Source organism: Chryseobacterium indoltheticum, from assembly GCF_003815915.1.
Taxonomy (GTDB): domain Bacteria; phylum Bacteroidota; class Bacteroidia; order Flavobacteriales; family Weeksellaceae; genus Chryseobacterium; species Chryseobacterium indoltheticum.
Map to the genome: position 1 here is coordinate 850,212 of NZ_CP033929.1, position 15,000 is coordinate 865,211.

Genomic DNA, 15,000 nt, shown 5'->3' on the forward strand with positions numbered 1-15,000 from the left:
AGTAGCAATATAGACTTTTGTAACAATAAAATATTTTCATACTAATTCTAAAACTACGTTCAATGTATAAATATCTTCTCTTTTTTCTCTTTCCGGCTTTTATGTTTTCGCAATCGCAGAAAATTTCCGGAACCGTTTTTAACGCTGATAAAGAAAAGCTCGATTCTGTGAAAGTGGAATTGTTTGATAATCAAAATACCTTGATTAAATCTTTTTTCACTGATTCTGAAGGTAAATTCTCGTTTAACGATCTTGCATCAGCGTCATTCAAGCTAAAAATTAATGATGAAAATTATCTTTCGTTTGAAAAAAATATTGAGGCTAAAAATGAGAATTTAAATATCATCTTAAAAAACAATCAGAAAGATATTGAAGCAGTAACGATTACGAAGAAAAAGCCATTGGTGAGAAGGAAAGTAGACCGTTTGGAATTTAATGTAGAAAACAGCAATATTTCTTCACTCAATGCTTGGGAAATTCTTAAAAAGACACCTCAGGTTACTATTAATAATGATGTTTTGGCAGTGAAAGGCGGAACGTCGGTTTTAATAACCATTAATGATAAGAAAGTAATGATGTCGGGCGAAGAGCTCAAAAATTTTCTTGAAAATACACAAGGCGATGATGTAAAATCTGTAGAAGTAATTACCAATCCGCCTGCGAAATATGAAGCACAAGGTGGTGCTGTTCTGAATATTGTGATGAAGAAAAACAAAATTGAAGGCTATCGTGGAATTCTTTCTTCTAAATACATTCAAACTCAATATGCTAAAGGCGTTGCGGGGATTTCGCAATATTACAAAAAAGATAAGCTTTCGGTAATGGCAAGCTATTTTCGGGGAGGAGGAACGTATTATAGAGAAGGAACAGATTATGTAAATTATCCCGAAGACGGCACAACCTGGATCAGCACGATGAATAGAAAAGATCAGAATAAAAGCCAGAATACCGTAAACTTTAATGTAGAATATGAAATCGATAGTCTTACAACAGCAAGTCTCAATTATTCAGGTTTTTTTGCCCCGAGATCTTTTGGAACTTATATTGTGCCGACTTTGATTTATAACTCACAGAATGTGGCAGAATCTAATTATACAACAATAAACGATCATCATTCGAGAACAATTAATAATTCTTTGAGTTTCCAAATTGACAGAAAGCTGAATAAAAAAAGCAGCCTTTCGTGGATTAGTTATTTCACTGGAAATAATACAAGCAAATTTCAAAATGTTCTTACCTATCTGAATTTTGCCAACCAAAATCCAGGCGAAACCAATTTTATGACCAATAATAAAAGCGACGTTCAGCTGTATTCTACACAATTGGATTACCAATGGAAAAATGATAAATTGGAATTGGAATCGGGTGCAAAATATAGCTTTGTAAAAACAAACAGCTTACTTGATTTTTCAGATAACGAAAATGGTAAATTTCAATACAGACCAGAAAAAAGCAGTCTTTTTGATTATAAAGAACACAACTTTGGTATTTATACATCGATGGCTTATAATCTCGGAAAATGGAATTTTAAAGGTGGACTTCGTGCTGAAATGACCGATTTGGAAGGTGTGGTTTCGGAGCCTTATGAAGTGAATAAAAATAATTACTGGAGCCTATTTCCTACATTTTTTGCACAATATACCACAGAAAATAAGCATGAATTTGGCTTCTCTTACGGAAAAAGAATCAGCAGGCCGTTTTATTCATGGTTAAATCCTGCAAAATCATACTACAATTTGTTTTCTTATTATCAGGGAGATCCAAAATTGAAAGCGACTATTATTCATAATCTGAACTTTACGTATTCATTCAAAAACTGGAACTTAGATTTTTATTACCGAAAAGAAATTTTCCCGTCAATGGAAATCTCTTATCAACAGCATGAAAACAACAATTTGATCTATTATTTTACCAATATTGAAAAAGGTGAAGCTTACGGAGTGAATCTTTACAAAAGCTTTGAAATAAAACCTTGGTGGAGTTTGATTGTTTCTGAAAACTTAGAGCACAACGAAAATTATTTCAAAGGAATTGACGGAGCTTTAAATAAAAATCAGGTCTGGAATTGGGTTTCAAATATCTCAACAAGTTTTACTTTAGATAAAAATTCCGACTGGAAAATGGAAGCCGGACACAAATATTATTCACCGGGAATTCAAGGGACATTCAGAATTTCGAGCCAATGGTCGGCTTATTTTGTAATGAACAGAAAGTTTTTTAATAAAAAATTAGAAGCTGCATTTATTTTTAATGACATCTTTAGATCTACAAAACAAAAAGTAAGCACCAAATATGGTAATCAGGACAATTACTTTTTAGATTATCAGGATACACAAGGTTTTACTTTTTCTCTAAAATATAATTTCGGAAATCAGTCTGTGAAAAATTCCAAGACGATTAAAAAAGCGGATGAACAGGAAAGGTTATAATAAATTTAGAATTAACAGAGGTATAAAATAAGTAAGTTTACGCCTCTGTATTTTAATAATAACAATAGCGGTGACTACTCACCGCTATTGTTATTTTGAATTTTATTTAAGATTAAACAATCTCAAGAGAAGGTCTGCATTCTGGTTGCCCACAGCTAAAACTTATTTCTGAACATTCTGTTGTGGCACATGGTCCACCGCTTGTAGAACCATCATAATAAGTAATCATACGGCATGAACAATCTAGTTTTCCGCCCATAATGGTTTTCAATGCTTTTCTTTTTAATTTTTTCATGATAATTTAATTTTTGTTGATAAATATTTGGTAATCATAAAGATAAAAATTATTTTTTACATAATTAATAATATTTAAAAAAATAAAAAAAAGAGTGGAGGGAAATATTTACTTGTTTCTTCGAAGATATGAGAACTGCCTAATTTCCTCGAAATAAATTAAAGTATCATGCTATTTTCTGCAACAACTTTAAAATAAAGTATACCTTCGAAAATGGGTATTTTAAAAATTTAAAAAACAGATAACAGGGATAATTCTAATTCTGTTCAACTGAAATTTTTTTAACATAAAAAATTAAAGTACAACAGGGAAATTTCTGTAATTAATGATAGATTTGCAGCAATTATGTAATTCGTAAATAGTAATAATAAAATTATCAAATGAAAAAACAGACTATTGCATTATTTTGCATAGCAATATTTAGTATTTCGTGCGCTCAGAAAAACGATGGACAAGGTGATAGCAAATATACCGATGACCAAAAAGCATCATATTATATAGGTCTGAATATAGCCAAAAATATGAAACAGGAAGGCTTCAAAGTAGATGCTGATCTTCTGGCTCAGGCTATTAAAGAAGAGATGGAGGGAAAAAAGAAACTGATGCCTGAAGAAGAAATGAATACTTTTATGCAGGACTTTATGCAGAAGCAGAGTGAAAAAAAGCAATCTGAAGCGTTAGTACAAGCAGGTGAGAATAAGAAAAAAGGTATTGATTTTCTTACGAAAAATAAAAGTAATCCCAAGGTGAAAACTACAGCGTCAGGTTTGCAGTACGAGGTATTGCAGGAAGGTGACGGCAAAACAAAACCAAAAGCATCAGATGTTGTACAGGTAAAATATACCGGAAAACTTCTGGATGGAACTGTTTTCGATTCTACCGACAAAAATGGTGGTGCACCAATGGATATTAATTTGGGTAGCGTAATCAAAGGTTGGACGGAAGGTATTCAACTCATGAGCAAAGGATCAAAATACAGATTTTATATTCCTTCGGATCTGGCTTATGGAGATCGTGGAGCAGGAGCTGCAATTCCGGCAGGTTCTACAATCATCTTTGATGTGGAATTGGTAAATGTAAAATAAATATGATATTTTTCGCATAAAAAAAAGAAGCTGAAAAGCTTCTTTTTTTATGCGAAATTCTGATTAAATTATATTCAATATAGCAGCAGATTATTAGCTACGATTTTGCAAACCCGTTTTTGATCGCAAAAACAGCTAAGCCAACTCTTGTTTTAAGATCAAACTTTTCACAAAGCTGATCGCGGTAGCTTTCTACTGTTCTTGGGCTGCAGCACATTTTTTCTGCAATTTCTTTATAGCTGAGTTCTGTTACGGTATAGGTAAGAAATTCTTTTTCTCTTTCGGAAATTTTCTTTTTTTTCTCGTTATTTTTCTCATCGGCCATATTAGAAAAAATGACTTTTGATGCCCAATCGGGATAAAAGAAACCGTCACTGCTCAGTTTTATTAGGGCTGTTTCGAGATCTTTGGGATGTGTGTTTTTTAGCAGATATCCTTTGGCTCCGTTTTTAATCATTTTGATAACACTGTTGTCATCGCCCTGCATGCTAAGAGCCATAACTTTGATGTTTGGATGATTTTTTTTGAGCCATAAAGCGGTTTCAAAACCGTCCATAATCGGCATGCTGATGTCTAGAAGAATAATATCCGGAATTTTTTTGTCCCTTTCAAACTTATCGATCATGTCTTTTCCGTTTTCGGCCACATCAATTACTTCAAAATCTTCGAAATTACTTATGATTCCTTCAATTGCTTTGGCAATCAATAAATGATCATCGACTATTACAATGGTCTTTTTCATGGTCGTTTTTTTAGTTTTATTTCAATTAAAGTGCCAGCGTTTTCGTTGCTTTCAAGATTAAATTCGGCACCGATAATGGCTGTTCTGTTTTTCATATTGGTAAGCCCGATTCCGTTTGAGAGAATTTTGTCGATGTCAAAACCAATTCCGTCATCATTGATTTTTAGTTCCCAAAGATTTTCTTCTGTAGTATTGAGTCTGATGAAAATATTCTTACACTGAGAATGCTTAATACTGTTTTGAATAAACTCTTGTGTAATCCTCAATAAAACATTTTTATGAACAAAATCGAGATCAAGACATTTAAAATTATACTCAAAATGAATTTTACATTTTTTTATTACACTTGCAATATCTACTTCTTCCTGAATTAACTTTATGATATCTTTTTGGTTAATATTATCATCAGTTAATGTTTTTGAAAGACTCCTTAAATCCTGTAAAGACTGATTGATAATTTGCGAAACCTGTTCTATTCTTTCACTTTCCGTGGTCACTTTATTTTCATAAAGTAGCTGTTGGGTATAAAGACTTGCTAAAGTGAGTTTCTGCCCTATATTATCGTGCAGTTCACGGCCAATTTGCTGCATAGTCGCCTGCTGAATTTCCAGCTGGGTTGCCAAAAGCTCTTTCTGATGAATTTCATTTTTAAGCTGAATCTCATTGATATGCTCTATTTTCCTCTGCTTATATTTCCGGATGTAAATCATCACGGCAACCAGAAATAAGACGAAAAAAATATTAAATAAAATAACGGTTAAGTATAATTCTGTTTTCCCCATATGAATGAACTTGCAAATAACAGGTACATCATAATTCCAGACAAAAGGAAATAGCTATAATAGAGACTCCAGATATCCATATGCTCCAAAAGCTGGAAATAAAATGCCCAAAACGGGAGTGTACCTATATAAAATAGAGTTACGCCAAGATTAATATAAAACATTCTGTTTTTAAAAAAGTTGAGAATATTCTCCGAATTTACCTGCTTATAATATTCCATAATAACTAAAAACATCATCAGCAGACTTCCAAATGTATAGTTGAAAGAAAAAATATGCTTGTTTTTTACAAAATAAAGCTCATTTGGAATGAATGCTAAAAGAAATAATGCAGAAAATAAGAAAAACAATTTTTTATTTTTTAGTGACTGATATGCGTAAAGCCAATAGAAAAATATAAATTCTATCGGGATTACGAAGTAGTTGAAAAATAAGTTTTTCGGATAAGAAATATAGTTTTCAGCAAATTTTCCGAACATTTCACAACAGAAAATAAAAATCAGGAATATTGAAAAATATATATAGTGACTTCCTTTTATTTTTTTAAAGAAAACAATTGATGCAAGTGCAGCAAGACCTTCTGCGAAGATCATACAGCTCTGTAAAAAAAGTTGGAAGTCACTCATAATGCTTAATTAATAAGACTGTACTATTGATGTGCTTGGTGGAACCAGAGTTCCGTGATTCAATGCCAATGCATCGATTGATACTCCTGTAACTGCCAGACTTACACTGTTATTATCAAAAGGATTGAAGTCATAATTAAGATCATTCAGTTTTTTAGTCGGGATCATTACCAAGGTATGTCTCTTAGCGTAATTTGCTGGAACAGATGATTGTGGTACTGCAGGATATGCTGCGTAATAAAAACGGATTCCAAGATCTGAATCTTTAACGGTCAGATCAATTAATTTCGCTTGCGCTTCAATTTCTGCAACAAAGTTTTTTAATGTCGGAAGATCAAACCACACAGAATGTGAATCTTGTATACTGAGATCCTGATTGATCGCCAAAAGCTGATTTGAACGGTAATTGTCTACTAAATTCTGAATAAGTGATGTAGGGATAATGTTGCTCATGTTATTAAGTTTTATTGGTTATTTGTACAAATTTGCAAAAAAAACTCCTTAAAACCTCCCGTTTTTTACTGTAAATGCTGTCTTTTCAGTTGATTTTTTCGCTTATAAAAAATAAGTACCACAGAACGAGATCTGTGGTACTTATTAAAAATAATATATATGAAAAAAAACTACTTATTTTTCAGCTGGTCTGAAAACCAAACCTGTTTCTTCGAAATAATCAAGCGTTATTCTGTCGCCGTCATTCACCGTTCCTGCGAGAATTTCTCGTGATAATTTGTTTAAAACTTCCTGTTGTATAACTCTTTTCAAAGGTCTTGCTCCAAAAACAGGATCATAACCTTTGTTGGTCAAATAATTCAAAGCATCTTGCGTTGCAGTCATAATAATATTTCTTTTTGCAAGCATATCATTAAATCCTCTCAACTGATACTGAACGATTTTCCCGATTTCTTTTTTTCTTAAAGGCTGGAACAGCACCGTTTCATCAATTCTGTTCAAAAATTCCGGACGAAGCGTTTGTTTCAACAAATCAAAAACCTCAATTTTGGTTTTATCAACGATTTCGTCTTGGTTTTCTTCGGTAATATTCTCAAAATTCTCCTGAATGATATGTGAACCCAAATTCGAAGTCATAATGATAATCGAATTTTTGAAATTAACGACACGACCTTTATTATCAGTCAATCTACCGTCATCCAAAACCTGTAACAACGTGTTGAAAACGTCAGGATGTGCTTTTTCAATTTCATCTAGAAGCACCACTGAATAAGGTCTTCTTCTCACCGCTTCCGTCAATTGTCCGCCTTCATCATAACCCACATATCCCGGAGGGGCACCAACCAATCTTGAAACTGAATGACGCTCTTGATATTCACTCATATCTATTCTTGTCATATTGTTTTCGTCATCGAATAGAAACTCAGCTAAGGCTTTTGCAAGTTCGGTTTTACCTACACCAGTTGTTCCTAAAAACAAGAAACTTCCGATGGGTTTTTTCTCGTCACTCAATCCGGCTCGGTTTCTTCTGATAGCATCCGCAACAGCCTGGATTGCCTCTTCCTGACCGACAACTCTGTGATGAAGTTCGGTTTCAAGATGCAATAATTTTTCTCTTTCAGACTGAAGAAGCTTGGTCACGGGAATTCCGGTCCATTTTCCGATCACTTCAGAGATGTTGTCTGCGGTTACTTCTTCCTTAATTAGTTCATTCTGATGGTTTTGCATCTCCAGTTCAAGTTTCTGCAAAGCATCTTCTTTTTCCTTTATTTTCCCGTACTGAATTTCAGCCACTTTTGCGTAATCTCCTGCTCTTGAGGCTCTTTCAGCTTCTAATTTCAGAGATTCTATATCTTTTTTGATGGATGTTAAATCCTCAGATTTTTGCTTTTCTTTCAGCCATTTAGCGTTAATTTCGTTTCTTTCTTCAGAAATTTTCGAAATATCTTCCTTTAAATGGTCAATTTTTGTCTGGTTGCCTTCTCTTGAAATGGCTGCCAATTCAATTTCCATCTGCATCAATTTTCTGTCTAAAACATCGAGTTCTTCAGGTTTTGAATTGATTTCCATTCTCAACTTTGCTGAAGCTTCATCAATCAAATCGATTGCTTTATCCGGTAAAAATCTATCCGAAATATATCTTTGAGACATTTCTACCGCGGCAATAATCGCCTCGTCTTTGATTCTTACTTTGTGATGTGCTTCGTATTTATCTTTAATTCCACGAAGAATTGAGATGGCTGATTCAGTATCCGGTTCTTCCACCATCACTTTCTGGAAACGTCTTTCTAATGCTTTATCCTTTTCAAAATACTTTTGATATTCATTTAAAGTGGTTGCACCGATCGCTCTTAATTCTCCTCTTGCCAAAGCAGGTTTCAGGATATTTGCAGCATCCATTGCGCCTTCGCCACCTCCAGCTCCTACCAAAGTGTGAATTTCATCAATGAAAAGAATGATTTGTCCGTCAGATTTTATTACTTCATTTACAACGGACTTTAAACGCTCTTCGAATTCGCCTTTATATTTGGCACCTGCGATCAATGCTCCCATATCCAATGAATAAAGGGTCTTATCCATCAAATTTTCAGGAATATCTCCGCTGATAATTCTGTGTGCAATTCCTTCCGCAATGGCTGTTTTACCAACACCGGGTTCACCAATCAGGATCGGGTTGTTCTTCGTTCTTCTTGAAAGAATCTGTAAAACTCTTCTGATTTCCTCATCACGACCGATAACCGGATCTAATTTTCCCTCGGCAGCTAGTTCATTAAAGTTTTTAGCATATTTATTTAAGGATTGATAAGTTTCTTCCGAGCTTGCAGAAGTCGCCTTGCTTCCTTTTCTTAATTCTTTAATTCCGCCCTCCAAAAGACTTTTGGTCACGCCCATATCTTTCAACATCTTCGAAACTTCTGAACTGGTTTCTAAAAGCGAGAGCCATAAATGTTCGATCGTTACGAATTCATCACCCATTTTTTTAGCGATGTTTGGCGCATCAAGCAAAACTTTATTTGCTGATTGTGAAAGATAAATATTCCCGCCTTGTACTTTTGGAAGTTTTTCTAAATTTTCACGGTTGCGCTCTCTTACCAAATTGGAATCAGCTTCAGATTTTTTTAATAGGAAAGGCGATATATTTTCATCAACCTGAAAAATTCCTTCCAATAAATGTTGAGGTTCTATGCTTTGATTGCCAAATTCCATTGCAACTTGTTGAGCAGCTTGGATGGCTTCTTGTGATTTTACAGTATATTGATTTAAGTTCATATTATGTATTTTTGGTTTAATTATTTTTGCTTGTATTTACAGATTTCAGACATCAGATTTCAGACCATAAAGACTTGAATAAATATTATTTTTTAAATCTAATCTAAAGTCTGATGTCCTTCAATCTGATTCAATCATTTAATTCGGGAAGTATATCTCAAAAACTGTTCAATTATTAAATTTTTAAAAATAATGGACAAAATTTCCGAAATATTCATTTCTGCATCTGTTTTGAGAAGACAAAATTTCCGATTTCAAATCATTCAAGTGAAAATTAAGAAATACGAGTCAATTACAAATAGAATATGAAATGTTTTAAACTTTCGCAGGAATTTATAAATGATTATATGAAAATCAGAATATTAAAATCAGAATAATTACTTTTGCACTCAACCTATGGAGTTAAAAGAAAAACAGATCAAAATACTTGAAGTCGCAGTAGAACTTTTCAAAGAGAAAGGGTATATGGGCAGCTCGGTAAGAGATCTTGCCACAAAATTAAATATAAAAGCGGCGTCATTATATGCGCACATCCGTTCTAAAGAAGAGATTCTTGAGTGGATTTGCTTTGGGGTTGCGCATGAGTTTTTTGAAGAACTGCAGGAAGTAAAAAACACACAAGTTTCTCCAAAGGAAAAGCTTAATTTATTTTTAGATAAACATTTATCGGTTGTTCTGAAAAACCGTGATGTTACTCACATTTATTCCAATGAATGGAAGCATTTGGAAGAAAGATTACCCGAGTTTATTGAATTAAGAAAAAATTATCAGCAAGAAGTTGAGCAATTAATTTCTGAAATTTATCAGGCTGAAAACTGGGAACTGAAATCTTCTGCTTTTACCACACGATTTATTCTTCATACCCTTAATAATTCTTATTTCTGGTTTAAAAGAAATATAGAATCCACCTCCGAAATTACTGATGAAATAAGAGATAAACTGCTTTTTGGTCTCTTGGGAAATCAAAAATAATTTAAAAATCAGCAAGAATTTTTAAAATCGTCAATCTTATCATTCATCAATGTTTTTAAATTTTTGATCCACTAATTTTGTCTTATCTAAAAATCAAAAATATGGAATTAGGAATAGGAATGTTTGGCGACTTGGCTTTTGACCAGACTACCGGAAAATATAGAAACGCAGGAATTAAAATCAGAGAAATTCTTGAGCAGGTAAAATTGATGGATGAGCTGGGAATTGATGTTTTTGCAATGGGAGAACATCACCGTGCAGATTACGCAGTTTCTTCTCCTGAAATCGTTTTGGCAGCAGCGGCAAGTATCACAAAAAATATAAAATTAGCGAGTGGAGTAACTGTTTTGAGTTCTTCAGAACCGGTTAAAGTCTATGAAGATTTTGCAACATTAGATTTAATTTCTGATGGAAGAGCCGAAATTTTCGTTGGACGAGGAAGTTTTATAGAATCTTTTCCGCTTTACGGATATTCTCTGAACGATTATGAAGAGCTTTTTGACGAAAAATTAGAATTATTACTCAAAATTAATGCTGAAGAAAACGTTTCATGGTCTGGAAAACTTCGTGCACCAATGCAAAATCAGACGGTTTATCCAAGAGCAAAAAATAATGGAAAAATTCCAATATGGCGAGCGGTTGGCGGGACTCCGCAATCGGTTTTGAGTGCTGCACAACTGGGAATGCCTTTAGTAGTTGCTATTATTGGAGGAATGCCAATTCAGTTTAAAAATTTAATCGAATTTTACAAACAGGAATATCTTAAGGCAGGACATGATGAAGCCACAATGCAGATTGCCATTCATTCACATACTTTTGTAAGTGATGAAAAAGAGGTTGTGGACGGATATTTTCATAATTATAAATCTCAGATGGATAGAATTGGTTCTTCCCGAGGTTGGGCTCCTTATACCAAAATGCAATACGAAGGTGGAAGAGTCAAAGATGGTGCTTTATTTATCGGAAATGCCAATGAAGTTGCCGACAAAATCAATTATATGAAAGAAATTTTCGGGATCACAAGATTTATAGGACATATGGATGTTGGTGACCCTGCGCATGATGTGATGATGAAATCTATTGAGCTATTTGGTGAAAAAACAGCGCCACAGGTAAGATAAAATACAAGCCTCCTTTGAAATATTTCAACGGAGGCTTTTAAATTTAAATCCTTTCAAACTTGGCTTTATATTCATTCAGAAGATTGGCGAGATTGTTCGCAGACATTCCGTAAGTATCAGGAAATGCTCCGGTTTTTCCTTTCATTTTGGAGTTTTCCAGGAGTTTTTCATCGATAGTAAAAGTGACCAATTTATTAACGAATATCAATTTGGTTTTAAAACCACTCACGGCCCGCCATGGAATAAATGTTGTTCTGAAAAGGTTCTTCATTTCAATTCCTTTTTCATCGATTGTAAGATAAGACGAATTGGGAATCATATTGATGATGAAAATAATAAGACAGATCCCGAAAAAGAAAATATTTAAAACTGCAATGAGCATATTTTTTTCTAAAAGTGATATTCCCAGACTGATAAAGCCAACGCTGATAAGAATCAGGATGATATTTTTTATTTTTGAAGGCTTCAAGATAAGAGGTAAATTTTGCATGATAATTAATGATTAAAATATAAATAAAGTAAGGTGAAGTTTTTTTAAACAATTTCAATTATGCTTCCCCGTTCCTCATCTTTTGTAATGTTCAGCGAAACCGGAATTTTTTCTTTCAGTTCTTCAACGTGCGAAATAATCCCCACGATTCTGTTCTCTTTTTGAAGATTCATCAATGTTTCAAATACGATATTTACCGACTCCAGATCTTGGGTTCCGAAGCCTTCATCGATGAAAAAGAAGTTTTTCTCAGACTGCGCATGAGTTTGTACACTTTCTGCCAATGCCAAAGCGAGACTCAGCGAAACCTGAAAAGATTGTCCTCCAGAAAGCGTTTTTACACTTCTGCTTCGGCCTTCATTTAGGTAATCGATGATTTCAAAATCATGATTTTCGTTCAGTTGCAAACTCAGTTGGTTTCGGGTCATTCGATGAAAACGTACATTCGCATGATCACACAATTGACGAAGATAAATAGATGAAATATACTGCACAAAACCAGCTCCTTTAAAGAGATTGGTCATGATTTTCAGATTTTCGCCACGTTTTTGAAGGCTGGCTAAATCTTTTAAAAGATCTTCTTTTTTCTTAAATTCTTTTTCCAGTCTTTCAATTTCGGTGGCAATTTTTACGACAGAATCATTGGCGGTTTTCAAATCATTTTCAAAACTTTTGAGCTGGTTTTCAAGGGTTAAAAATTCTTCCCGATCGAAAGAGAGATCTTTCAGTTTGGCTTCAAGTTCAAGAATGCTGTTTTTTAAAATCTCAAAAGTAATTCTGAATTGCTGAATTTTATTTCTTGTTTCCTGAACATTAATTTCCAGTATGAGAATTTCCTGAATTTCTTCTAAAGTGCTGAATTTCTGTTCGGATAAAGCTTTTTTAATCAGATTTTCATTTTCTGAAATTTCTTTTTCAAGTTCAGAGATTCGTGTTTCCAGCTGATTGGCGATTGTTTTTTGTTCAGCTAATTTTGGCGAAATTTCTTCTTTTTCCTTATTTAGTTTTTGATAATTCTCTTCAGTTTCACGATTCGATTGTGATAATTTATTGTAGATTTTTTCGGTTTCAGCGATTGGTTTTTTCTCGTAATCAAGCCAGCTTAAAAGTTTTAAATTGGCTTCATTTGTTTTGATTTGCTCTTCTTTTTTCGCTTCATCAAGCTTAAATTTTTCTAAAGCTTTATTGTAATTATCAAGATTTTCTCGCTCTTTCTTCAGGTTTTTTTGTTCCAGACCGATTTGCTGATTGAGTTCATCGATCTGTTTTTCAATAGTAAAAGATTGCTGTCGTTTTTCTTCAAAATCATTTTGATTTTCTGCATTAAATTCTTTCCAATTAAAGTTTTTTAAATGCTCTTCAATGTTGATTTGAATCTGCTTTAAGCTCTCTTCTTCCGATTTTAATTGTTCCTCGAAAATCTTTTTGCGGTCAAGAATTTTTTCTATTTCTAAAGATTGTTTTTGAATCTGATCTTTTTGAATTTCAATTTGCTCAATCTGTTTTTGAATTTCGTTTAATTCAGAATTCACATCATCAAATTCTACAATATTCGGATGTTCTAAAGCACCACAAAGCGGGCAAGATTCTCCGTCGTGCAATTCGTTGGCAAAATGAGCTAGTTTTTGCTGAACTTCCAATTGATTGCGTTTGTCAGAGAGTACTTTTTTCTGATTTTCTAAATTTTCAATCTGAGTTTTAAAATCATTTCTAAAAGTTTCAGGATTGATATTGAAAGGTTTTAACTCCTCAGAGATTCTGGTAATTTCAGCTTTTTTAGTATTGGTCTTTTCAAATTGTATTTGCTTGGTTTCAACTAATTTTTTCTTTTCAGAAAACCAATTTCCGACATGTAATAATAAACTGGAATCTAATTTTTTAGGTTTTAAAAGTTCTGCATTTTTAGAAAATTCTTCAACTTTTTGCTGAATTAATTTCTGATTGCCTTCAACTTCTTTTACTTTTTCCGAACCTTTTTTTGTTCGTTCTTTTAAGGTTTCAATTTCTCCAGAAAATCTCTGCATTTGTAAGATCAAACCCAAATCATTTTCCTGAATTTTAGACTGATTTAATGCTTCATATTGAGGTTGAATTGCCGAAAGTTTAATTTTTATATCTTCAAACCGAATTTCAGTTTCCTGTACAATTTTAAGTTGGTCTTCTTTACTTTTCTGCTGCTCAGAAATTTCTTTTGCAAGCTTATTTTTTTCGGAAATCAGTGGCGTGAAGATTCTGAAAATTTTGTCGAATAATTCAGTTTTTGCTTCTAAAATATCGATTTCAGTTTTCTGTTGATTCAGTTTTTCAAACTCAGTTTTTTTATGATTAAAAACTTCAAAATCTTCTTTCAGACCTTTTAGTTTTAGATACTTTTCTTCTGTTTTTTTGAATGTTTTATTTGCCTCATCAAATTTCTGTTGTTCCAGTTTTAAATGTTCCTTTTGAGCTGAAACCTGCTCTTCATTCACTTCTTCAAAACCTTTTAGCTGACCTTCTAATTGGTCGAGTTCAGATTTGTTTTTAGCATTTAAAGCTGATACATTATTCTGCAGATCAAAACGCTGGAGGCTGAAAATTTCCTTCATCATATTCGTTCTGTCTGTTGCTCCCAATTCCAGAAATTCTTTAAACTGACCTTGTGGAATGATGATGGTTCGCTTAAAATTCGCATAACTCAAACCAATGAGTTTTTCAGCATCGGAATGTTCTAGCGGAATCCAATTTTCATTTTTCCATCCATAGAAAGTGACGGTCGGAGTTTTTACATCTTCAAAGTTTTTAGAATTACGTTTGAACTCTCTTGTAGCACGGAATTTTTTATTTTCAAAATTGATGAAATCAAACTCAATGTAAGATTTATTCGATTTCAAATTCATCATATTATAGGCACGCTTGTCTCTGGAATTGAGGCGCTCCGTTTCGCCGTACAAAGCAAACGAAATGGCTTCCAAAATAGAAGATTTCCCGGAACCAACCGAACCAAAAATGCCGAAAAGACCAGCTTGCGTAAGGTTTTCAAAATCGATCTTCTGACGTTCCTGATAAGAATAAAGACCTTCTAAAGTCAATTGAATTGGAATCATTTTTATGAATATATTTTTTAATTAACTTCAAAAGAGACAAAAGAAAATATTGAAAATAAGTGAGCCAAAAGTCAACAGAATGTATGAAACTTAGTTTTGGGAACTTTTGAACATCTCATAAAGAATTAAAATCTTTTGTCTCTTTTGCGGTTA

The 15,000-nt window shown here is 33.3% G+C and carries 12 protein-coding genes; 4 read left to right on the top strand and 8 right to left on the bottom strand.

Translation table 11 applies throughout. The features are described from left to right. The first annotated feature begins 62 nt into the window (after nucleotides 1-62). Nucleotides 63-2,429, top strand: a complete 2,367-nt coding sequence (locus tag EG358_RS04030; RefSeq protein WP_076557645.1) for an outer membrane beta-barrel family protein — start codon at nucleotides 63-65, stop codon at nucleotides 2,427-2,429. A gap of 112 nt (nucleotides 2,430-2,541) precedes the next feature. On the opposite strand, the gene EG358_RS04035 is transcribed toward EG358_RS04030, so the two are convergent. Beyond that, entirely contained in the window at nucleotides 2,542-2,724 is a 183-nt protein-coding gene (locus tag EG358_RS04035) for a hypothetical protein (protein WP_076557647.1), read from the bottom strand. Nucleotides 2,725-3,104: 380 nt separating this feature from the next. Here EG358_RS04035 and EG358_RS04040 point away from each other — a divergent pair, with 380 nt between their 5' ends. Continuing rightward, the gene (locus EG358_RS04040; protein ID WP_076557649.1) at nucleotides 3,105-3,809 is read left to right on the top strand and encodes an FKBP-type peptidyl-prolyl cis-trans isomerase; all 705 of its coding nucleotides are present in this window, start codon (nucleotides 3,105-3,107) and stop codon (nucleotides 3,807-3,809) included. A 97-nt stretch (nucleotides 3,810-3,906) separates the two neighbouring features. Here the strand turns inward: EG358_RS04040 and EG358_RS04045 are convergent, their stop codons facing one another. The 5 genes from EG358_RS04045 to clpB form a co-directional block, all read right to left on the bottom strand. Further along, entirely contained in the window at nucleotides 3,907-4,551 is a 645-nt protein-coding gene (locus tag EG358_RS04045) for a response regulator transcription factor (protein WP_076557651.1), read from the bottom strand. Continuing rightward, nucleotides 4,548-5,333, bottom strand: coding sequence for a sensor histidine kinase (locus EG358_RS04050; RefSeq protein WP_076557653.1), 786 nt, complete (start codon nucleotides 5,331-5,333; stop codon nucleotides 4,548-4,550). Before EG358_RS04050 ends, EG358_RS04045 begins: the two co-directional genes overlap by 4 nt. Next, nucleotides 5,309-5,959, bottom strand: coding sequence for a hypothetical protein (locus EG358_RS04055; protein ID WP_076557655.1), 651 nt, complete (start codon nucleotides 5,957-5,959; stop codon nucleotides 5,309-5,311). The genes EG358_RS04050 and EG358_RS04055 overlap by 25 nt, the downstream gene beginning before the upstream one ends. A 9-nt stretch (nucleotides 5,960-5,968) precedes the next feature. Beyond that, the gene (locus EG358_RS04060; RefSeq protein WP_076557657.1) at nucleotides 5,969-6,412 is read right to left on the bottom strand and encodes a hypothetical protein; all 444 of its coding nucleotides are present in this window, start codon (nucleotides 6,410-6,412) and stop codon (nucleotides 5,969-5,971) included. A gap of 174 nt (nucleotides 6,413-6,586) precedes the next feature. Next, on the bottom strand, nucleotides 6,587-9,181 hold the full coding sequence (clpB, locus tag EG358_RS04065) for an ATP-dependent chaperone ClpB (protein ID WP_076557659.1): 2,595 nt from the start codon (nucleotides 9,179-9,181) through the stop codon (nucleotides 6,587-6,589). 396 nt (nucleotides 9,182-9,577) lie between these two features. Here clpB and EG358_RS04070 point away from each other — a divergent pair, with 396 nt between their 5' ends. Together EG358_RS04070 and EG358_RS04075 are read left to right on the top strand one after the other, a co-directional pair. Next, nucleotides 9,578-10,153 (top strand): TetR/AcrR family transcriptional regulator, encoded by a 576-nt coding sequence (locus EG358_RS04070; protein ID WP_076557661.1) that lies wholly within the window; start codon nucleotides 9,578-9,580, stop codon nucleotides 10,151-10,153. Between the two features lie 101 nt (nucleotides 10,154-10,254). Continuing rightward, on the top strand, nucleotides 10,255-11,274 hold the full coding sequence (locus tag EG358_RS04075) for an LLM class flavin-dependent oxidoreductase (protein WP_076557663.1): 1,020 nt from the start codon (nucleotides 10,255-10,257) through the stop codon (nucleotides 11,272-11,274). A 43-nt stretch (nucleotides 11,275-11,317) separates the two neighbouring features. Here the strand turns inward: EG358_RS04075 and EG358_RS04080 are convergent, their stop codons facing one another. Then, a complete protein-coding gene (locus EG358_RS04080; RefSeq protein WP_076557665.1) occupies nucleotides 11,318-11,764 on the bottom strand; it encodes a PH domain-containing protein in 447 nt (148 codons plus the stop codon). A 44-nt stretch (nucleotides 11,765-11,808) separates the two neighbouring features. Further along, nucleotides 11,809-14,847, bottom strand: coding sequence for an SbcC/MukB-like Walker B domain-containing protein (locus EG358_RS04085; RefSeq protein ID WP_076557667.1), 3,039 nt, complete (start codon nucleotides 14,845-14,847; stop codon nucleotides 11,809-11,811). Between the last annotated feature and the right edge of the window lie 153 nt (nucleotides 14,848-15,000).

Excerpts from the sequence above, each read along its gene's own strand:
- EG358_RS04085 (WP_076557667.1), bottom strand. The coding sequence starts at position 14,847 with ATGATTCCAATTCAATTGACTTTAGAAGGTCTTTATTCTTATCAGGAA.
- EG358_RS04060 (WP_076557657.1), bottom strand. The coding sequence starts at position 6,412 with ATGAGCAACATTATCCCTACATCACTTATTCAGAATTTAGTAGACAAT.
- EG358_RS04050 (WP_076557653.1), bottom strand. The coding sequence starts at position 5,333 with ATGGGGAAAACAGAATTATACTTAACCGTTATTTTATTTAATATTTTT.
- EG358_RS04030 (WP_076557645.1), top strand. The coding sequence starts at position 63 with ATGTATAAATATCTTCTCTTTTTTCTCTTTCCGGCTTTTATGTTTTCG.
- EG358_RS04075 (WP_076557663.1), top strand. The coding sequence starts at position 10,255 with ATGGAATTAGGAATAGGAATGTTTGGCGACTTGGCTTTTGACCAGACT.
- EG358_RS04045 (WP_076557651.1), bottom strand. The coding sequence starts at position 4,551 with ATGAAAAAGACCATTGTAATAGTCGATGATCATTTATTGATTGCCAAA.
- clpB (WP_076557659.1), bottom strand. The coding sequence starts at position 9,181 with ATGAACTTAAATCAATATACTGTAAAATCACAAGAAGCCATCCAAGCT.
- EG358_RS04055 (WP_076557655.1), bottom strand. The coding sequence starts at position 5,959 with ATGAGTGACTTCCAACTTTTTTTACAGAGCTGTATGATCTTCGCAGAA.
- EG358_RS04080 (WP_076557665.1), bottom strand. The coding sequence starts at position 11,764 with ATGCAAAATTTACCTCTTATCTTGAAGCCTTCAAAAATAAAAAATATC.
- EG358_RS04040 (WP_076557649.1), top strand. The coding sequence starts at position 3,105 with ATGAAAAAACAGACTATTGCATTATTTTGCATAGCAATATTTAGTATT.
- EG358_RS04070 (WP_076557661.1), top strand. The coding sequence starts at position 9,578 with ATGGAGTTAAAAGAAAAACAGATCAAAATACTTGAAGTCGCAGTAGAA.
- EG358_RS04035 (WP_076557647.1), bottom strand. The coding sequence starts at position 2,724 with ATGAAAAAATTAAAAAGAAAAGCATTGAAAACCATTATGGGCGGAAAA.